Annotated in this window: 17 protein-coding genes; all 17 read left to right on the top strand. The window is 40.1% G+C overall.

Translation table 11 applies throughout. The features are described 5' to 3' along the window. The first annotated feature begins 20 nt into the window (after positions 1-20). The 17 genes from ribF to F7732_RS02590 all read left to right on the top strand — a co-directional run bounded on the left by ribF (position 21) and on the right by F7732_RS02590 (position 20,771). The gene (gene ribF, locus F7732_RS02510) at positions 21-992 is read left to right on the top strand and encodes a bifunctional riboflavin kinase/FAD synthetase (protein ID WP_151572102.1); all 972 of its coding nucleotides are present in this window, start codon (positions 21-23) and stop codon (positions 990-992) included. Between the two features lie 320 nt (positions 993-1,312). Beyond that, the gene (gene rpsO / locus F7732_RS02515; protein WP_066446488.1) at positions 1,313-1,582 is read left to right on the top strand and encodes a 30S ribosomal protein S15; all 270 of its coding nucleotides are present in this window, start codon (positions 1,313-1,315) and stop codon (positions 1,580-1,582) included. 425 nt (positions 1,583-2,007) lie between these two features. Beyond that, the gene (gene pnp, locus F7732_RS02520; protein ID WP_066446486.1) at positions 2,008-4,128 is read left to right on the top strand and encodes a polyribonucleotide nucleotidyltransferase; all 2,121 of its coding nucleotides are present in this window, start codon (positions 2,008-2,010) and stop codon (positions 4,126-4,128) included. Between the two features lie 294 nt (positions 4,129-4,422). Beyond that, positions 4,423-5,388: a polysaccharide deacetylase family protein gene (locus F7732_RS02525; protein ID WP_151572103.1), complete on the top strand. Its 966-nt coding sequence runs from the start codon at positions 4,423-4,425 to the stop codon at positions 5,386-5,388. A gap of 221 nt (positions 5,389-5,609) precedes the next feature. Beyond that, entirely contained in the window at positions 5,610-6,845 is a 1,236-nt protein-coding gene (locus tag F7732_RS02530) for a M16 family metallopeptidase (RefSeq protein WP_151572104.1), read from the top strand. 298 nt (positions 6,846-7,143) lie between these two features. Further along, positions 7,144-7,389, top strand: coding sequence for a YlmC/YmxH family sporulation protein (locus F7732_RS02535; RefSeq protein ID WP_066446474.1), 246 nt, complete (start codon positions 7,144-7,146; stop codon positions 7,387-7,389). Between the two features lie 140 nt (positions 7,390-7,529). After that, on the top strand, positions 7,530-8,432 hold the full coding sequence (gene dpaA / locus F7732_RS02540) for a dipicolinic acid synthetase subunit A (RefSeq protein ID WP_151572105.1): 903 nt from the start codon (positions 7,530-7,532) through the stop codon (positions 8,430-8,432). Next, positions 8,426-9,022, top strand: a complete 597-nt coding sequence (gene dpaB, locus F7732_RS02545) for a dipicolinate synthase subunit B (RefSeq protein ID WP_192912994.1) — start codon at positions 8,426-8,428, stop codon at positions 9,020-9,022. Before dpaA ends, dpaB begins: the two co-directional genes overlap by 7 nt. Before the next feature lie 386 nt (positions 9,023-9,408). Next, complete coding sequence (gene asd / locus F7732_RS02550) at positions 9,409-10,458, top strand: aspartate-semialdehyde dehydrogenase (protein ID WP_151572107.1); 1,050 nt, start codon at positions 9,409-9,411, stop codon at positions 10,456-10,458. 37 nt (positions 10,459-10,495) lie between these two features. Beyond that, positions 10,496-11,740, top strand: coding sequence for an aspartate kinase (dapG, locus tag F7732_RS02555; protein WP_151572108.1), 1,245 nt, complete (start codon positions 10,496-10,498; stop codon positions 11,738-11,740). Between the two features lie 24 nt (positions 11,741-11,764). Next, a complete protein-coding gene (dapA, locus tag F7732_RS02560; protein ID WP_151572109.1) occupies positions 11,765-12,628 on the top strand; it encodes a 4-hydroxy-tetrahydrodipicolinate synthase in 864 nt (287 codons plus the stop codon). A gap of 363 nt (positions 12,629-12,991) precedes the next feature. After that, a complete protein-coding gene (locus F7732_RS02565; protein ID WP_240056502.1) occupies positions 12,992-14,656 on the top strand; it encodes a ribonuclease J in 1,665 nt (554 codons plus the stop codon). A gap of 173 nt (positions 14,657-14,829) precedes the next feature. After that, positions 14,830-15,567 carry a ClpP family protease gene (locus F7732_RS02570; RefSeq protein WP_151572110.1) on the top strand — a complete coding sequence of 246 codons (738 nt, stop codon included), beginning with the start codon at positions 14,830-14,832 and terminating at the stop codon, positions 15,565-15,567. After that, positions 15,564-15,776 carry a YlzJ-like family protein gene (locus F7732_RS02575; protein WP_151572111.1) on the top strand — a complete coding sequence of 71 codons (213 nt, stop codon included), beginning with the start codon at positions 15,564-15,566 and terminating at the stop codon, positions 15,774-15,776. Before F7732_RS02570 ends, F7732_RS02575 begins: the two co-directional genes overlap by 4 nt. A 175-nt stretch (positions 15,777-15,951) precedes the next feature. Continuing rightward, positions 15,952-18,291 carry a DNA translocase FtsK gene (locus tag F7732_RS02580; RefSeq protein WP_151572112.1) on the top strand — a complete coding sequence of 780 codons (2,340 nt, stop codon included), beginning with the start codon at positions 15,952-15,954 and terminating at the stop codon, positions 18,289-18,291. Positions 18,292-18,849: 558 nt separating this feature from the next. Then, complete coding sequence (locus F7732_RS02585; RefSeq protein WP_066446441.1) at positions 18,850-19,575, top strand: GntR family transcriptional regulator; 726 nt, start codon at positions 18,850-18,852, stop codon at positions 19,573-19,575. 80 nt (positions 19,576-19,655) lie between these two features. Next, positions 19,656-20,771 (top strand): BMP family lipoprotein, encoded by a 1,116-nt coding sequence (locus F7732_RS02590; RefSeq protein WP_151572113.1) that lies wholly within the window; start codon positions 19,656-19,658, stop codon positions 20,769-20,771. The last annotated feature ends 7 nt before the right edge of the window (positions 20,772-20,778 follow it).

Consider the following 20,778-nt stretch of genomic DNA (forward strand, 5'->3'; position numbering starts at 1 on the left):
AATAGAAAAGGTGAGTTTTTGTGAAAGTTATATACATTCATCATCCACATGAATTAAAGCAAAGCGATTTTCCTGAGCTGTCTATAGCATTAGGCTTTTTTGACGGTGTTCATCTTGGCCATCAAAAAGTGATTCTTGAAGCAAAAAAGACAGCAGAAGAAAAGGGAATGAAGAGTGCGGTCATGACTTTTGATCCCCATCCTTCAGTTGTACTGGGAAAAAGCGTACAGCATGTTGAATATATTACCCCTCTGGATGTCAAAATTTCGTTAATTGAACATCTTGGGATTGATTATTTATTTGTTGTGCATTTTACAAAGGAATTTGCGAGTCTCCTGCCCCAGGAATTTGCTGATTCCTATTTAATTGGTTTAAATGTTACCTGTGTAACAGCTGGATTTGATTACTCTTATGGAAAAATGGGCAGAGGAACGATGGAAACACTGCCGTTTCATTCTCGCGGTCAATTTCAGTCTGCGATTGTTCCTAAACTTGAATGGGAAGAAGGCAAAATCAGCTCCACTAAAATAAGAAGCATGATTGCAGCAGGGAAAACAGCTGAACTTCCTGCTCTGCTTGGCAGGTTCTATACTACCTCCGGAACTGTCATTCACGGTGATAAACGCGGCCGGACGATTGGCTTTCCTACTGCAAATGTAGAGCACTCCGAAGATTATTTGATACCGCCAACTGGTGTATACGCCGTTAATATTCAAATAGAGGGCAAATGGCATGAAGGTGTATGCAATATTGGCTATAAGCCAACCTTTCATAATGAAAAAATGAAAAAGCCTTCTGTTGAAGTTCATATATTTGAGTTTAACAAGGATATATATGGGAAGACTGTTACCATTGAATGGCATAAACATCTGCGCAGCGAAAAGAAATTCGCTGGGATCGACGAACTTGTTAAGCAAATTAATCAGGATAAAGAAGAAGCTGTCTTTTATCTGAAGAAACTAAAAGAAAAACAGCTGCTAGGTAAGGATTGATTCTTTTAGTGAATTTTTGAAGTGTTTGGCGAGGGTTAGGAATGGAAGGTTGCGAGACACCTGTGGGAGAAGCAGAAAGCGAGCATCCTGAAGTGGAGATAAAATCTACTTCATGTTCAAAATAAAGTCATAAAATGATTAAATTCTGACGTGATGAATTCAAACGCAACTCTTTTCATGACAAAAAACGTCGATTATCCTTGCATTTTAAAAGGAAAAGATGTATTCTTAATAACGTATTAAAAAAGAACCTTTGCTTGGCAAGTCGAGTCACCGACGCTTGCTCAGTAACAGGGGATATCTATTAGGAGGTGAACCGGATGGCAATCACAAAAGAACGTAAAAATGAACTTATCGCTGAGTACAAAACTCATGAGAGTGATACTGGATCTCCAGAAGTTCAAATCGCTGTCCTTACAGAAGAAATCAACAACTTGAACGATCATTTACGTACGCACAAGAAAGACCACCACTCTCGTCGCGGTCTTCTTAAAATGGTAGGTAAGCGCCGTAACTTACTAACTTACCTTCGTAACAAAGACGTTCAGCGTTACCGTGTGTTAATCAACAAGCTTGGTTTACGCCGATAATAAGAATGCTTATAAAGCAGACTTATGTCCGGCTTTATATTCTAATGTCTTATTTCAGAGAAGCGGGATTTTTCCCGCTTTTTTATTAGCAAAAAAAGCTGCTTTTTTTATATTCAATACATAACTGATTACATTTTACAGATTAAAAAAAGTGTGCATACTAGTGAATGTATAATTGTTTTATAAAAGCTGATTTATGGTTATTTAAATAGTGTTTAGCTTTAGCATTTAGTCCTTGTATAATCATATGCGGGTCCTGCCAAAAGGTATAAGAAACGACCTTCTGTCTTCCTCGACATAGGCTTCTCAGGGCTGAGCTAGGTGCTAACGCTTTCTTTAATGAATGTTAAGCATATTGCTTTTCGATAAATTATGGGTGGAGTTTTCCTCCCTTTGTAAGTGAAATGGCAGAGAGGGGTACAAATATGGGACAAGATAAACATGTCTACAGCCTTGAATGGGCTGGTCGTAAGCTGACTGTTGAAGTTGGCCAGCTTGCAAAGCAAGCAAATGGTGCTGTATTAGTTCGTTATGGGGATACAGCTGTATTAAGCACAGCAACTGCTTCAAAGGAACCGAAAAATTTAGATTTCTTTCCGTTAACTGTTAATTATGAGGAGCGTTTATACGCTGTTGGTAAAATTCCGGGAGGCTTCATTAAGAGAGAAGGCCGTCCGAGTGAAAGAGCAATTCTTGCAAGCCGCCTAATTGACCGTCCGATCCGTCCTCTTTTCGCTGATGGTTTCCGTAATGATGTACAAGTTGTCAGCATGGTGATGAGTGTGGATCAGGACTGCTCTTCCGAAATGGCTGCGATGTTCGGATCATCTTTAGCATTAAGTGTATCTGACATTCCTTTTGGCGGACCAATTGCTGGAGTAACAGTTGGAAGAATCGATGGTAAATTCATCATCAATCCGTCTGTTGCACAAACTGAGCAAAGTGATATTCATTTAGTCGTTGCCGGTACTAAAGACGCGATTAATATGGTTGAAGCGGGTGCGGATGAAGTACCTGAAGAAACAATGCTTGAGGCAATTATGTATGGACATGAAGAAATCAAACGCTTGATTTCGTTCCAAGAGAAAATCGCTGAAGAAATTGGCAAAGACAAAATGGAAGTTGTTCTTTATCAAGTAGATCAAGAGCTTGAAGCTGAAGTTCGCAGCATTTGTGAAGAAAAAATGATTAAAGCCATCCAAGTACAAGAGAAGCATGCACGTGAGGCTGCTATCAAAGAAGTAAAAGTTGAAGTTGTTTCTCAATACGAGGAAAAAGAAGCAGACGAAGATCAGCTTAAGCAAGTAAAACAAATCCTTGATAAAATTGTTAAGGGTGAAGTAAGACGATTAATTACAGAAGACAAAGTCCGTCCGGATGGCCGTGGATTAGAAGTAATCCGCCCGCTTTCTTCTGAAATAGGATTACTTCCGCGTACTCACGGCTCTGGTCTGTTTACTCGCGGGCAAACACAGGCACTTAGCATTTGTACACTTGGAGCGCTTGGTGATGTGCAAATTTTAGATGGATTAGGCATTGAAGAAGAGAAACGCTTCATGCACCACTATAATTTCCCTAATTTCAGTGTTGGTGAAACTGGACCTATTCGTGGACCTGGCCGCCGTGAAATTGGACATGGAGCACTTGGTGAGAGAGCATTAGAACCGATTATTCCATCAGAAAAAGATTTTCCATATACAATTCGTCTTGTTTCTGAAGTATTAGAATCCAATGGTTCAACTTCTCAAGCTAGTATTTGCGCAAGCACTTTAGCTATGATGGATGCAGGTGTGCCAATTAAAGCACCAGTTGCTGGTATTGCAATGGGTCTAATAAAATCAGGTGATCATTATTCCATTTTGACGGATATTCAAGGTATGGAAGATCATCTTGGTGATATGGACTTTAAAGTAGCAGGTACATCAAAAGGTGTTACGGCATTGCAAATGGATATTAAAATTGAAGGCCTATCCCGTGAAATTCTGGAAGAAGCCCTTCAGCAAGCAAAAACAGGCCGCATGCAGATTTTAGATTCTATGTTAAGCACGATTGCAGAGCCAAAACAAGAGCTATCTCAATATGCACCTAAAATTCTTATGCTTAGCATCAATCCGGATAAAATCCGTGATGTAATTGGGCCAAGCGGAAAACAAATCAATAAGATTATTGAAGAAACTGGCGTTAAAATTGATATCGAACAAGATGGAACAGTCTTTATTTCTTCTATTAATGAAGAAATGAACCAAAAGGCTAAATCCATTATTGAAGATATCGTACGCGAAGTAGAAGTAGGACAAATGTATTTAGGAAAAGTTAAACGGATTGAAAAATTCGGTGCATTTGTTGAAATCTTCAATGGCAAGGATGGACTTGTTCATATTTCTGAATTGGCAGAAGAACGTGTTGGCAAAACGGAAGATGTAGTTTCCATTGGTGACGAGATTCTTGTTAAAGTAACAGAAATTGATAAGCAAGGCCGTGTGAACTTATCAAGAAAAGCTGTCCTGCGCGAACAGCGTGAACAACAAGAAAAGGCACAGCAATAAGCTATTTGAACCAATAATTAATATCGTTTAAGAAAGTCAGGGAATTTCCCTGGCTTTTTCCTACATATATTCAAGCGGCACTTTTGATTTCATCTGGCTCTAGATGGTATGGTCACCCTTACTGGATGGAAGAATATTCTCGGCTGATGCATGAGATGAAGAGCAACTTAACACCACCTGAAAGTAACTATGTACCTGTAAAAAGTGTTTGTGTGATAAAACTAAATGTATGGACGTATTCTTCGTTCTACCTTGTCCGCTCAAAACATACTTTGTACTGAGGAGGCGTGTGGAATGAAAAAATTAGTAATGCTGATCAGCATTTGTTTTATTTCCTTTCTAATAGTTAATAATTCATTGACGACTACATATGTTGCAAATCTAAAGACAGAAAGCATTGCAGTTACTGGTCAAACAAAACCGCTGCTGGATGAAATTAAAGAGAAGGCAGAGCAATATAATATTGCTCCAGCAGATGCGAAAATAGATCGTGTCTGGAAGGCTTTGCCTGGATTAAATGGGGTAAAAGTCAATATAGAGGAATCATATAAAAAAATGAAGAAGGATAACGTATTTGACAAGGATAAGCTTGTATATGATCAAATACCGCCTAAAACTCATTTAAGTGATCTTCCTCCATCACCTGTCTATAAAGGCCATCCTGATAAACCGATGGTGTCGTTTATTATTAATGTTGCATGGGGAAACGAGTATCTGCCTGATATGCTTGCAACATTAAAAAAACATCATGTTTCTGCTAGTTTCTTTTTAGAAGGCCGCTGGGCGCAGAATAATCCTGATCTGGTCAAAATGATTGCAGCTGCGGGACATGAACTTGGCAACCATTCTTATACACATCCGGATATGAAAAATGTATCTGCTGCAAAAGCCCGTGAGGAGATTCACAAGACAAATGAGGTTATTGAAGCCATTTCTGAAAAAAATACAAAAGTTCGCTGGTTTGCTCCCCCTAGCGGAAGTTATCGGGATGAAATCGTATCAATAGCTGCCGAAAAAGGATTAGGAACGGTTATGTGGACCGTTGATACAATTGATTGGCAGAAACCCGCCCCAGAAGTACTGATCAAAAGGGTTATGGACAAGGTGCATAATGGAGCAATGATCTTAATGCATCCAACGAAGTCAACAGCAGACTCTCTTGATCGTCTTATAAAAGGGCTGAATAGCAAAAATCTCGAAATAGGTACAGTGTCTCAGCTCCTGGACGAACGCAGAATTTTTGCTGAAGAACAAAAATAATAATCAGTAATTTGGAAAAAGTAACTATAATGATATAAACTAATACCGTATGCACTGTAAATGGTTTGAGGGGGTCAGACCTGTGCGGCAGCAAAAGCTCCAGATGAATACATAGGACCTTGAAGATTTCCGCACAAAATGCAACAGTGAAAAAAGCGGAAGGTGCCCTCAATATTTAGCGGTTTGGAGCTAACAGCAAGCAAAGAACAGGAGGAAATATTTTGATAAAAAAATATACTTGTCAAAATGGGGTAAGAGTTGTACTAGAAAATATTCCGACTGTCAGATCCGTCGCAATTGGCGTTTGGATTGGAACAGGTTCAAGAAATGAACATGCTGAAAACAATGGAATCTCGCATTTTTTAGAGCATATGTTTTTTAAAGGAACAAAAACAAGGTCAGCCAGAGAAATAGCCGAGTCTTTTGACAGCATTGGCGGACAAGTAAATGCCTTTACTTCAAAAGAGTATACTTGCTATTATGCGAAAGTATTAGACACACACGCAAATTTTGCTCTGGACGTACTGTCAGATATGTTTTTTCATTCAACATTTGTTGATGAAGAGTTAAACAAAGAAAAAAATGTAGTATATGAAGAAATAAAAATGTATGAAGATACGCCGGACGATATTGTACATGATATTTTAAGTCAGGCGATTTATGAAAATCATCCGCTGGGTTATCCTATTTTAGGAACTGAAGGCACACTTGCAACCTTTAATGGAGATACGCTCAAAGAATATATGTATGAAAACTACACGCCTGAAAATGTGGTTATTTCCGTGGCTGGGAATATTGACGAAAGTTTTATTAATGACGTAGAAAAACTATTTGGTTCCTATGAAGCTTCAAAAAAAGCAAGAACGACGGAGAAGCCTTCCTTCCATCCGAATCGTCTTGCACGTAAAAAAGAAACCGAGCAGGCTCATTTATGTCTAGGCTTTGAAGGCTTGCAGGTTGGCCATGAAGATATGTATAGCCTAATCGTTTTAAATAATATCTTAGGCGGAAGCATGAGCAGCAGACTTTTCCAGGATGTAAGGGAGCAAAAAGGATTAGCATACTCCGTTTTCTCTTATCATTCTGCATTCCAGGACAGCGGCATTGTAACATTATATGGAGGTACGGGTGCAAATCAGCTTGATGTTCTATATGATACAATGCAGGAAACACTGCAAAAATTAAAGGCAGAAGGCATTACCGACAAAGAATTAAGCAATAGCAAGGAACAAATGAAGGGAAGCTTAATGCTGAGTCTAGAAAGCACCAACAGCCGCATGAGCCGAAACGGCAAGAATGAATTAATCTTAGGCCGTCACCGCACATTGGATGAAATCGTGGAAGAAATTGATGCCGTGACAAAATCCTCTGTTGATGAAATGGCACAAACCATTTTTAATGATCAGTTCTCAGTCGCGCTGATCAGTCCTGCCGGGGAAATGCCAAAGAACTTATAAACCTAAGAACCGGACTGCTCCGTGCCATTGCGCAGAACGGTGAATGATAGGCATAACAAATAGCGACCAAGCAGGCTTAGAGATCAACTTCTCTAAGCTTTTTTTACTTAAAACTCTTAGCAGGTGCTTAAGCATGAAAAAGGGGCCTTCTCATCTATTAAAAGCACATATTCCATCCTCACGTTTTACCATAACCTATATTTTCTACAATGTTGGTAGGCAAATCACTTCTAAATAGAGAACTTGGTCAATAAAATAGTAAAAAGAATACGAAGACATAACAATTGGAGGCTTCCGCATGCGACTGAGTGAACTTAGCGGCAAAGAGATTGTAGATGTAAAAAAAGCTGAACGACTTGGTGTACTGGGTCAAACTGACTTAGAGATTAACGAAACCACAGGGCAAATACAGGCATTGCTTATTCCGAATGTTAAATGGTTTGGATTTAAGCGGCAAGGCACGGAGGTACGTGTACCTTGGAGCCATATACAAAAAATAGGCAATGATATGATCATCATTGACATTCCTGATGGAACTGAATAAGACAAAGAGCGAATAACTGCATGGAGTTATTCGCTCTTTTTATGTTGGAAAACTCACCGAATGATTCTTATGAACATAAGATGTTGAAGTAGTTCAGTAAAAGAGTCTATATGGATTCTTTAAAAGAAGGTGAGTGTTGCATGCTGACAGGATTACAAATCGCAGTTATCGGCGGAGATGCAAGGCAGCTGGAGATTATTCGCAAACTAACCGAGCTGGATGCAAAGCTATCCTTAATTGGCTTTGAACAATTGGATCACGCTTTTACCGGGGCGGCAAAGGAAAAAATTGATGAAGTTGATTTTTCGCATATAGATCACATTATATTGCCTGTTGCGGGAACAAGTCTGGAAGGTAAAGTCGAAACAATTTTTTCGAATGAAAAAGTTTATTTAAATCAAGAAATATTAGATCAGACTCCTTCCCATTGCACGATTTACTCCGGAATTTCAAATGATTATTTAACCGAAATTACAGATAAGGCAAATCGCAAACTAGTTAAACTCTTTGAGCGCGATGATGTAGCCATCTATAATTCAATTCCCACTGTTGAAGGAACCATTATGATGGCGATTCAGCATACTGATTTTACTATTCATGGTTCAGAAATTACCGTTTTGGGTCTTGGACGCACAGGTATGAGCACCGCGAGAACATTTCAGGCCTTAGGCGCTAAAGTAAAAGTTGGAGCGAGACAAAGTGCACATATTGCTAGAATTACTGAAATGGGAATGACCCCGTTTCATATGGACGACATTGAAAAAGCTGTTGCAAACACAGATATCTGCATTAATACGATCCCGCATCTTGTCTTAACAGCTTCTGTTATATCTAAACTGCCTGTTCATACATTAATCATAGATTTGGCTTCAAAGCCGGGCGGTACCGATTTCAGATATGCTGAAAAACGTGGAGTAAAAGCATTGCTGGCTCCAGGTTTACCAGGGATTGTGGCGCCAAAAACGGCAGGACAGATATTGGCTAATGTATTAACTCAGTTAATAGGAGAAGAATTACAGACAAGAAAGGAGCAGCAATCATGAGCTTAAAAGGAAAACGCATCGGCTTCGGTCTAACAGGCTCGCATTGTACGTATGATGCAGTCTTTCCTGAAATCGAAAAACTTGTTAATGCTGGCGCGGAAGTTATTCCAGTGGTTACTTTTACGGTGAAAAACACAACAACTAGATTTGGAAAAGGGGAAGACTGGGTAAAGCGCATTGAAGATTTAACAGGCAACAAAGCAATTGACTCGATTGTTGCTGCAGAACCTCTTGGTCCGAAACTGCCGCTTGATTGTATGGTTGTTGCACCATTTACTGGTAATTCAATGAGCAAATTTGCAAATGCCATGACCGATTCCCCTGTCCTGATGGCGGCTAAGGCAACATTGCGAAATGGCAGCCCAGTTGTGCTTGGCATCTCCACAAATGATGCTTTAGGTTTAAATGGTGTAAATTTAATGCGACTAATGGCAACGAAAAATATTTATTTTATTCCATATGGCCAAGATGATCCAGTGAATAAACCAAATTCTATGGTCGCAAGAATGACTCTTATCTCTGAAACAATTGAAGCAGCACTTGAAGGAAAACAGCTTCAGCCTGTGATCGTTGAACGCTATAAAGACTAGTGTAGTAAAAAGGGAGCAAGTCTGCTGCAGAAGGAGCTTGCTCCAGTTCCATTTAAATGTGAAGTACCTCTATAATACAAAAACCCGCAAAACTTTCTCCACATATTCTTATGAAGTTCCGACATTTAAAAGACGTGGTATAAAAAACTTCAATCCACCATACTGCTGGAGATCCTAAACCACAGAAAACATTGCTAATCCTAACATAATAAAAACTTATTCTTTAATGAGTGAATATGATAAAATGAAGTGGAACTTGATCTCTAGAGTTTAATCAAACCATACAGCTTTTGAATGAGGTTTATGCTGTACTGGATTTTCGCGGTTTTTACCCACGATTTATTAAATGAAGATGAAATATATGGAGACGGAAGGGGAAACACGAAGTGAGCGAGAAAAAAGGATTTCATGTAGCTGTTGTAGGTGCGACTGGTGCTGTAGGACAGCAAATGCTGCAAACATTAGAAAAAAGAGATTTTCCAATCAGTAAACTAACACTGTTATCATCTGCACGTTCAGCAGGGAAGACAGTTTCTTTTAAAGGGGTAGAATATAAACTGGAAGAGGCAAAGCCGGAAAGCTTTCAAGGTGTAGATATTGCCTTATTTAGCGCTGGAGGCAGTGTCTCAAAAGAGCTTGCTCCTGCAGCAGTTGAGCATGGGGCAATTGTGGTCGATAATACAAGTGCATTCCGCATGGATGAGAATGTGCCTTTAGTTGTGCCAGAGGTAAATGAACAAGATTTATTGAATCACAAAGGCGTTATTGCCAATCCAAACTGTTCGACCATCCAAATGGTCGTAGCTCTGCAGCCATTAAAAGAAAAATACGGCCTTAAAAAAGTAATAGTATCAACGTACCAGGCTGTTTCAGGCTCTGGTGCTGCTGCTGTTGAGGAATTAACACAGCAAACACAGGCGATTTTAAATAATGAACCTTTTACACCAGAAATTCTGCCAGTAAAGGGAGACAAAAAGCATTATCAAATAGCTTTTAACGCGATTCCGCAAATCGATAAATTCACAGAGAACGGTTTCACTTTTGAAGAAATGAAAATGATCAATGAAACAAAAAAGATCATGCATAGCGAAGACCTAAAGGTTGCGGCTACGTGTGTGCGTTTGCCGGTAGCTACGGGTCATTCTGAGTCCGTTTATGTTGAACTTGACAGTGCGGATGCTGCTGTTGCTGACATTCAGGCTCTTTTAGAAAAAGCGCCGGGAGTGGTTCTTCAAGATCAGCCTCAAGAACAAATTTATCCAATGCCTGCTAATTGTGTTGGCAGCAATGATGTATTTGTCGGACGTATTCGTCAGGATATAGATGTGCCGGAAGGTTTCCATATGTGGGTTGTATCTGACAACTTATTAAAGGGCGCTGCCTGGAATTCTGTTCAAATAGCAGAAAGCCTGATTAAATTAGGGTTAGTTAAATAAGAACTTCAAAAGCTAAGAGAACATTAGAGGTGTTTAGATGAAAATCGTCGTGCAAAAATTCGGCGGAACATCTGTTAAAGATGAAGAAAGCCGCAAACATGCCTTAAGGCATATAAAAAATGCGATTGCAGATGGCTATAAAGCGGTAGTTGTTGTATCAGCAATGGGCCGAAAGGGAGACCCATATGCAACGGATACTTTGCTGTCGCTTGTTCAGTCAGGTGAAGCATTGATTAATAAAAGAGAAACCGATTTATTATTATCATGCGGTGAAGTCATTTCAAGTGTTGTATTTACAAATATGCTTCGTCAGGAAGGGATCTCAGCTACATCTCTTACAGGTGCCCAAGCTGGATTCCGTACTAACAATGATCATACAAATGCTAAAATTATTGATATGAAGTGTGCGCGTCTGCTGAGTGAACTTGAACATCATGATGCAGTGGTCGTAGCCGGCTTCCAGGGATCAGCTAAGAATGGCGATGTAACAACCATTGGCAGAGGCGGTAGTGATACATCTGCTGCTGCATTGGGTGCTGCATTAAATTCGGAATGGATTGATATTTTTACCGATGTAGAAGGAATCATGACTGCCGATCCGCGTATTGCGGAAAAAGCAAGACCATTATCAGTAGTTACCTATACTGAGGTTTGCAACATGGCCTATCAAGGAGCAAAGGTTATACACCCCCGTGCTGTGGAGATTGCCATGCAGTCTAAAATTCCGATTCGAATCCGCTCGACCTATAGTGATAGTCCCGGAACTCTTGTTACAACAATTAATCGCAACAGCAGGGGAACAGATATAAAAGAGCGTCCAGTAACCGGGATTGCTCACGTTCCAAACGTCACACAAATTAAAGTGGTGGCTAAAAAAGATCAATACAACCTGCAATCAGAAGTATTTAAAGCAATGGCTAATGAAGGAATAAGTGTTGATTTTATTAATATTTATCCTAACGGAGTTACTTACACGGTTACGGAAGAAATGACAGATCGGGCGATTTCAGTTTTGAAGGATCTTGGTCACGAACCAAATTTTGAAAAAGCCTGTGCAAAAGTATCTGTTGTCGGAGCAGGAATGCAAGGTGTACCGGGAGTGGCTTCAAAAATTGTTACAGCTTTATCAGAGCAGGGTATTAGAATCCTTCAGTCAGCAGATAGCCATACAACCATTTGGGTGCTTGTAAAACAAGCAGATCTGGCAAAAGCGGTGAATGCACTGCACGGTGCCTTCCATCTAGAAAAAGACGCAGCAGAATACGAAAAAAAAGATCAATAAGCAACCGTACGAAGGAGTGGAACAATGATTCAATTTGGCAGAATTTCTACAGCGATGGTCACACCATTTGACAGCAAAGGCCATGTCGATTTTATAAAAACAACACAGTTAGTCAATCATTTAATTGAGCATGGCACAGATTCTCTTGTTATTGCAGGAACAACAGGGGAATCACCTACGTTAACAAAGGAAGAAAAGCTTGCTTTGTTTCAGCATGTTGTCAAGGTTGTTGATAAGCGGGTTCCAGTCATTGCCGGAACAGGCAGCAACAACACGTATGAATCAATTGATTTAACGAAGAAAGCAGAAAAAATTGGTGTAGATGCTGTTATGATCGTTGCACCATATTATAATAAACCAAATCAGGAAGGCTTATATCAGCATTTTAAAGCCGTTGCTGAAAGCACTGCACTTCCAGTTATGGTTTATAATATTCCAGGCAGATCAGTTGTTAATATGACACCTGAAACCATTATCCGCCTTTCTAAAATCCCGAATATCACAGCTGTTAAGGAAGCGAGCGGAAATTTAAATGCAATGACTGAAATCATTGCCGGAACAGCAGATGATTTTTCGCTATACAGCGGGGATGATGGCATTACACTTCCAGTACTTGCAATTGGCGGAGCTGGAGTTGTTTCAGTTGCATCTCACATTCTTGGAGATGAAATGCAAGAAATGGTTCATGCATTCTTAAACAATGAAAACGCAAAAGCAGCAAAAATTCATCAAAAACTGCTTCCTGTCATGGAAGGTCTTTTTGCAGCGCCTAGTCCGGCTCCAGTAAAAACGGCATTACAAATGCGCGGACTTGATGTTGGCTCCGTTCGTTTGCCAATGGTTCCTTTAACGCAGGAAGAAAGAGCAAAATTAGCTGAACTAATCTAAAAAGGAACTACGAGGAGTAAGACATACAGCCAATGATATACCCGAACAATTAGCAGATGATTTCCAGAAAACCTGCCGAATTGTTCGGGTATTTTTTATTATAGAAAGAAGTGGATCCTCTATTTCTAGTATCCTTATTAAATAATCACTGAGGCTGTGAAACAGCATTATGTTAATCAGTTTATTACCTGGAGAATGGCTTAGTGAAATGTACTGACACTGCGTAAATTCTGTTATTTTCAAAAAATTCAGATCCGTATTTCTAACTATTTGCATAATTCTGGTTGTCATCATTTTCATTGTTCAAGTATAATATGGATAACTGATTACGGTCGGCTAAAGAAATATAGGAGGAAACATACATTGAACAGACAGAATGAAAGCATCAAGATTACACCACTCGGGGGAGTCGGAGAATTAGGCAAAAACATGTATTTAGTGGAAGTGGACGAGGATATTTACGTTCTCGATGCGGGTCTTATGTATCCTGAAAATGAAATGCTGGGGATCGATATCGTGATACCGGATATCTCGTATTTAGAGCAGAACAAAGATCGCGTGGTCGGAATTTTTCTTACGCACGGACATGAAGATCATATCGGAGCGTTATCGTATATTTTAAGAGTTCTGCAAGTGCCTGTATATGGAACGAAATTAACGCTGGCTTTAGCACAGGCAAAATTGAAGGAAAATGAATTTAAAGGCAAAGCACAGCTGATTGAAATCCAGGCTGAAACTCATTTGGAATTTGAATCTGCACGGGTTTCTTTTTTTCGGACAACCCATAGCATACCCGACAGTGTCGGCATAAGTATACATACATCTGAAGGAGCTATTGTTTATACTGGAGACTTTAAATTTGATCAAGCGGCATCAAGTTTATACAAAGCTGACATCGGCAAGATGGCCAGAATTGGAGAAGAGGGGGTACTATGCCTGCTCTCTGATAGCACCGAGGCAGAAAAGCCAGGCTACACAAAGTCTGAGGCAATCGTATTGAAGGAGCTAATCACCATCTTCGAACAAGCACAAGGCAGGATTATTGCAGCAACTTTCGCGTCAGATCTAGTCCGCATGCAGCATATATTTGATGCTGCAGCTAAAACTGGAAGAAAAGTGGCAGTAGCCGGTAAAAGTCTGAAGAAAGTCTATCAAATCGCTCTTTCTTTGAATTATCTGCAAGTGGATGAAGATATGATCATTACTTTATCAGAAATCTCAAGTTATGATGATCAGCAGGTTGTTGTAATGACGACAGGTTCTCAAGGTGAACCAATTGAAGTCCTTCAAAAAATGGCCAAGCAATCTCATCGTCATATCAATATAAAAAAGGGTGATACTGTTCTAATCGCTGCATCAGTGGTTCCGGGAACAGAGCTTTTTATTTCTAAAACCGTTGATATGCTCTATAGAGCTGGTGCACATGTTATTTCCGGAAAAGGAACATTTAATACATCTAGTCATGGCAGTCAAGAAGAATTGAAATTTATGATTAATATGATGAATCCAAAATTCTTTATGCCTGTGCATGGTGAATATAGAATGCTTAAAGCCCATGCTAAGGTTGCGGCAGAATGTGGCGTTGAAAAAAGCAATATCTTTATCCCGGACAAAGGAGAAAGCTTTGAATATAAAAATGGTATGTTCCGTACCGCCGGTAAAGTTACTGCAGGTAATGTATTAATCGACGGAAGCGGTGTTGGCGATGTGGGGAACATCGTTTTAAGAGACCGCAAACTGTTATCACAGGATGGTATCCTCCTTGTTGTTGTCACGCTAAACAAAAAGGAAAAAAAGATTGCGGCTGGACCAGAAATTATTACAAGAGGATTTGTTTATGTGCGGGAATCTGAACAGCTGCTGATTGATGCCTCTCAGCTTGTCAAAGAGGTTGTTGAAAAGAAATTGGCTGAATCTTCATTTGACTGGTCATCTATTAAGCAGGATATGCGTGATCATCTCTACCAATTCCTATATGATCAGACAAAACGCAGACCTATGATTTTGCCGATCTTAATGGAAGCATAAACGAATAGGAAACCTGGCAGACCTAATCTGCCGGGTTTTTTCTTTTCACTGCTGTTTGTCAGACGAAATCAGCTGAAGTCCCTTCCTGCTCTTAAAGGAATGTCATTAATATCAGAATGAAATTCCAAGAACCGCTCATACTATCCATATATTGCTTGAAGGGAGAAATATGGATGGATCACCAAATGCAAAACAATGAGGGCCAAGAGCAGCCAAAAGAGGACAGACCATCGCCATTAATGGAAAAAATTCAGCAGCTTGGACAAACCAATGTACCGCAGCTGTCTCAAGACTCGAAAATTCATTGCTTAACGATTGTAGGACAAATTGAAGGGCATCTTCAGCTGCCTCCTCAAAATAAAACAACGAAATACGAACATTTAATTCCGCAAATTGTTGCAATTGAACAAAATCCGAAAATTGAAGGATTACTGGTTATCTTAAACACGGTTGGCGGAGATGTAGAGGCAGGTCTTGCTATATCTGAGATGCTCGCTTCATTGTCAAAACCTACTGTATCGATTGTACTTGGGGGAGGCCACTCGATTGGGGTTCCGATCGCTGTTTCCTGTGACCATTCTTTTATCGCCGAGACGGCAACGATGACAATTCATCCTATCCGCCTGACAGGCTTAGTAATTGGAGTACCGCAAACCTTTGAATATTTGGATAAGATGCAGGATCGTGTCATTAATTTCGTAACAAAGCATTCTAATATTGAAGAACAGCAATTTAAAGATCTAATGTTTGCAAAAGGCAATCTGACAAGAGATATTGGAACAAATGTGGTCGGATCTGATGCCGTGCAATATGGATTAATTGATAGTGTTGGCGGGGTAGGCCCAGCATTGCAAAAATTAAATGAATTAATCGATATGAACAAGGACGAAAGTGAGGGTCTTGTTCAATGATTTTATATACAATGATGCCAGAAGAACTCATTTTTCCGTTAGAATCAAGCACATACAATTCTCAAAAGGTTGTTACTCATAATGGAGTTCCTTTGCTTGTTGAAAAACTTGAGGGTCCTGAATGCAGAGTGCTTCGTGTCATGAGCAGCGATCCCAATCATTATATGAATGATGCCTATATGCCTGGTACAAAAATTACGCTAACATAACCTAGCAATTCCTAAATATGCTATAATAGATTGGAAAAACAGAGAGCAGCCTTTATGGCTGCTCTCTCGTTTCATACATAGTGAAATACTTGTAAAGGAAAAAATAATCAGGATTACGCCTAAAAACTAGCAAAGTGGTTTATCATGGTAATAACTATAAAAATAAGGTGATATGATGGCAAAAAAGAAAAGAAGACGCTCAAAAACAACAGACACGGTAATAAGAACAATTAAGTTTGAACTGATTGCCCTTGCATTGCTAACACTTGCTGTCATTTCCATTGCAGGTTTAGGTGCAGTCGGCAAGACCACCGTTCTTTTCTTCCGATTTTTTACGGGAGAATGGTATATGCTTTGCCTATTAGGGTTAGCTGTTTATGCTGCATATTTAATGTGGAAAAGAGAAACACCCTATTTACTGAATAGAAGACTGATTGGAATCTATTTTATAGTGGCATCACTGCTGCTCTTAAGCCATGTGAAGCTATTTCAGCTTCTATCAAACGGAGGACAATTTGATAATCCTAGTGTGATATCAAACACATGGCAATTGTTTTGGATGGAAAGTGCAGGCGAAACAAGTACAGATGAGCTTGGCGGCGGAATGGTCGGGGCCATATTATTTGCACTATTTTATTTTTTATTTGATGAAGCCGGATCAAGAATTATCGCCTTTTTACTGATTATTATCGGTTTTATATTATTAACAGGCAAAACATTCGGCGAAACAGCCGGAAAGATGATGACTTCGATCTTTTCTTTTATGAAAAAACAATGGCTGGCTTTTATTGATGATCTCAAAGAGTGGATTGGCGGTCAAAAGGATAAAAGAACGGAAAGAAAGAATCAGAAGCAAGCGGAAAAAAATGAACAGCAGGTTGTTGAAGAAGATCCTGTTATAACCATTAATTCAATGTCTGAGAATATTCAGGAAGACATTAAACCAGAACCTATGATTTCTAGTTTCGCAGAAAGAGCATATGTTCAGGAAGAAGAATTATCTGCAGCTATAACAGAAGAAACAGCTGAAGCAAATGAAGAAGAAGATCCATTGCCACCGCAAATTACTTTTACGGAAGTGGAGAACAAAGATTATCAGCTGCCGCCGATGCGTTTATTAAAGCTGCCGAATCAAACAGATCAAAGCGGAGAATATGAGCTTATTCATGCAAATGCAGCTAAGCTTGAGCGCACCTTCCAGAGTTTTGGTGTTAAGGCCAGGGTCACACAAGTGCATCTCGGGCCAGCTGTAACAAAATACGAAGTTCATCCGGATGTGGGTGTAAAGGTAAGTAAAATCGTCAGCTTAAATGATGATTTGGCACTTGCACTTGCTGCAAAGGATATTCGAATTGAAGCTCCAATACCAGGTAAATCGGCGATTGGGATCGAAGTGCCTAATTCAGAGGTGGCCATGGTATCTCTGCGTGAAGTGATCGAGACAAAAGGCAAGGACAAACCGGATGCGAAGCTTTTAATAGGACTGGGAAGAGATATTACGGGTGAAGCAGTGATGGCTGAACTTAATAAAATGCCTCATTTGCTCGTTGCTGGTGCGACAGGAAGCGGAAAAAGTGTGTGTATTAATGGAATCATCACAAGTATATTAATGCGTGCAAAGCCTCATGAGGTAAAACTCATGATGATAGATCCTAAGATGGTTGAATTAAATGTATACAATGGTGTACCCCATTTGCTGGCCCCTGTTGTCACAGATGCTAAAAAAGCTTCTCAGGCACTGAAAAAAGTGGTAAGTGAAATGGAAAGACGCTATGAGTTATTCTCTCATTCCGGAACTCGAAATATTGAAGGATACAACGAGTATGTAAAAAGGCATAATGCACAGGAAGACGGACAGCAGCCGCTGCTGCCGTATATTGTTGTAATTGTAGATGAGCTTGCCGATTTAATGATGGTCGCCTCCTCAGATGTAGAAGATGCCATTACAAGGCTTGCTCAAATGGCCAGAGCGGCCGGCATACATTTAATTATTGCGACGCAAAGGCCGTCTGTTGATGTTATCACAGGTGTTATTAAGGCAAATATACCTTCTCGAATTGCTTTTGCTGTTTCGTCTATGACTGATTCAAGGACCATACTAGACATGGGGGGAGCAGAGAAATTGCTTGGCCGCGGTGACATGCTGTTCCTGCCTGTTGGTGCTTCAAAGCCTGTTCGTGTACAAGGTGCATTTTTATCAGATGAAGAGGTCGAAGAAATTGTTGATTTTGTCATTGGACAGCAGAAAGCACAATATCAGCAGGAAATGATCCCTGAGGATGTGCCTGAAAAAACAGAAAAAGTGGACGATGAATTATACGATGAAGCAGTGGAGCTTGTCCTTGAAATGCAGACAGCCTCCGTATCAATGCTGCAGCGAAGATTCCGCGTAGGCTATACTAGAGCCGCCCGTCTCATAGATGAAATGGAGGCAAGAGGCATTGTCGGGCCATACGAAGGAAGCAAGCCGCGATCAGTGCTTCTCGGCAAGCCGGGAGAAGAAGCAAGTTCATAGAGCTAAAGAAGAAGGAAGTGTTCGATATGGACACTTCCTTTTTCTTTTGATCAAGATAGAATTAGTTGGAGTGTCGCTTTACATAGGTGTAATAGGGCAGAAGAAGAAACAGCTAGTTTTATGAAGAACGCTTTGTCTTCCTGGTATGCCTTGCAAAAATTCATAGTATGCGTCATGTGATAAAAAATAATGAAAAAGTCTTGCGGCTGTAGCGGTCGTCAACATTCGACACCCCCCCTTTACATCCGCTTTACCGCACCTAAATGTGACATACTATTAAAAACGCTTACATTTATATTTATTGCTCAATTCTAAAATCAACAGGCAAAAATGGCTGATATGGGAAATGTAAACGATATCAAAATGGCAATAGTCCCAGTATATTCCTTTGTAAATGTTAGGCAATTTTAACAATTGAAATCTATCTATCTTTTTTCGACATTTTCATGAAATACTATTCCTTTATTGGGTAAAAAGTGTTATAGTATTTTCGATTAGTAGGAATGATTGAACATCAGAGGTCTGATGTCTTGAGAAAATGGGTTGGAGGAACACTGCATGTCTATTAAGTCAGATAACCGGCATTTATACTTGCAAGTCATCGATCGTTTAAAGCAGGACATTGAGGTAGGGTTATATAAAGAAAGAGAAAAACTCCCATCTGAGTTTGACCTTGCAAAACAGCTCGGTGTCAGCAGAGCGACACTGCGTGAGGCGCTAAGAATTCTTGAAGAAGAGAATATCATTATTCGCCGCCATGGAGTAGGAACTTTTGTGAATGCAAAGCCGTTGTTTACATCTGGAATAGAACAGCTGAACAGTGTCACAAACATGATATTGCAAGCTGGCATGAAGCCTGGAACTATTTTTTTAAGCTCAGTCACCCAAGGGCCAACTGAGGAGGATATTCGTCGTTTTTCATGTTCTATTGAGGAAGAAATTGCTGTGATCGAAAGGGTAAGAACCGCCAATGGTGAGCCGGTCGTCTATTGTATAGACAAAGTGCCTGAAAAAATCCTTCCAGATACCTTCTCACATGAGAAGGAGTCATTTTTGGATGTGCTGGGAACAGATGCTGGCCGGAAGATTACATATGCCATTGCACAGATAGAACCCATTGGTTATCACGATAAAGTTTCCCCGATATTAGAATGTGATCCTGAAACTGCACTGCTTGTCTTAAAGCAAATGCATTATGATGAAATGGACGAGCCAATCCTTTACTCGGTCAACTATTTCAGAGCTGACAAGTTTAGCTTTCATGTGCTCAGGAAGCGCATCTGATTTGGGTCTGATTCAATATCATTCATGAGCCTTGGATATACTACTAATATCAAAAACAATTTCTTTAGGGGGTACAAACGTTGAAAAAGCGCAAATTTGGTTTAGCAATGTCGCTAGTCCTAGCAGCAGGTACATTTTTAAGTGCTTGTGGCGGCGGTGAAGGAAACGATGCAGCCGACGGAGATAACGGTGGCGGAGATAGCACTGAAAATAACTTTACAGTTGCAATGGTAACAGATGTCGGTGGTGTTGATGATAAATCATTCAACCAATCAGCTTGGGAAGGTATTCAAGCATTTGGTGAAGAAAACGGCCTTGAAAAAGGGACTGACGGATACAACTACCTGCAATCTCAATCTGATGCAGACTACTCTACAAACCTAAACAACCTTGTTCGCCAAAAGTTTGACTTAGTATTCGGTATTGGTTTCATGATGGAAGGTGCAGTTAATGAAATTGCACAGCAGCAAGCAGATGCACACTTCTCAATCATTGATGCTGTTGTAGATCAGCCTAACGTAGCAAGCGTTCTTTTCAAAGAGCAAGAAGCTTCTTTCTTAGCTGGTGTTGCTGCAGCACTTACAACTGAAACAAACAAAATCGGTTTCATCGGCGGTATGGAATCTGAAGTTATCGAGCGTTTCGAAGCTGGTTTCCGTGCTGGTGTACAAGCTGTAGATCCTGCGATCACTGTTGATGTTCAATACGCTGGTGCATTTGATAAAGCAGAACTAGGACAAACAATTGCTTCAACAATGTATTCTTCTAATATTGATGTAATTTTCCACGCTGCTGGCGGAACTGGTAACGGTTTATTCAAAGAAGCGCGTGACTTAAAAGCTAACGATCCTGAAAGAAAAATTTGGGCAATCGGTGTTGACTCTGACCAAACAGCTGAAGGTGTAGTTGAAGCAGGCGGAGAAGAGCATAACATCGTATTGACTTCTGCAATGAAGCGCGTTGACGTTGCTGTTCAAGACGTTGCTAAACATGCAATGGATGGGGACTTCCCTGGCGGCGAAACAACAACTTACGGTTTAGCTCAAGATGGTGTTGGTCTAGCTCCTCTTAACGAAGAACTAGAAAACAAAGCAGACATCGAAACTGCTGTAAATGAGTGGATCGAAAAAATCAAAGCTGGTGATTTAGCAATCCCTGGCACACTTGCTGAATTAGAAACTTTCTCAGCAGAGTAATGATACA

Source organism: Bacillus mesophilum, assembly GCF_008923265.1.
Lineage (GTDB): Bacteria > Bacillota > Bacilli > Bacillales > Cytobacillaceae > Cytobacillus > Cytobacillus mesophilum.

Excerpts from the sequence above, each read along its gene's own strand:
- pnp (WP_066446486.1), top strand. The coding sequence starts at position 2,008 with ATGGGACAAGATAAACATGTCTACAGCCTTGAATGGGCTGGTCGTAAG.
- F7732_RS02580 (WP_151572112.1), top strand. The coding sequence starts at position 15,952 with ATGGCAAAAAAGAAAAGAAGACGCTCAAAAACAACAGACACGGTAATA.
- dpaA (WP_151572105.1), top strand. The coding sequence starts at position 7,530 with ATGCTGACAGGATTACAAATCGCAGTTATCGGCGGAGATGCAAGGCAG.
- F7732_RS02535 (WP_066446474.1), top strand. The coding sequence starts at position 7,144 with ATGCGACTGAGTGAACTTAGCGGCAAAGAGATTGTAGATGTAAAAAAA.
- F7732_RS02525 (WP_151572103.1), top strand. The coding sequence starts at position 4,423 with ATGAAAAAATTAGTAATGCTGATCAGCATTTGTTTTATTTCCTTTCTA.
- rpsO (WP_066446488.1), top strand. The coding sequence starts at position 1,313 with ATGGCAATCACAAAAGAACGTAAAAATGAACTTATCGCTGAGTACAAA.
- dapG (WP_151572108.1), top strand. The coding sequence starts at position 10,496 with ATGAAAATCGTCGTGCAAAAATTCGGCGGAACATCTGTTAAAGATGAA.
- dapA (WP_151572109.1), top strand. The coding sequence starts at position 11,765 with ATGATTCAATTTGGCAGAATTTCTACAGCGATGGTCACACCATTTGAC.
- F7732_RS02575 (WP_151572111.1), top strand. The coding sequence starts at position 15,564 with ATGATTTTATATACAATGATGCCAGAAGAACTCATTTTTCCGTTAGAA.
- F7732_RS02570 (WP_151572110.1), top strand. The coding sequence starts at position 14,830 with ATGGATCACCAAATGCAAAACAATGAGGGCCAAGAGCAGCCAAAAGAG.
- F7732_RS02585 (WP_066446441.1), top strand. The coding sequence starts at position 18,850 with ATGTCTATTAAGTCAGATAACCGGCATTTATACTTGCAAGTCATCGAT.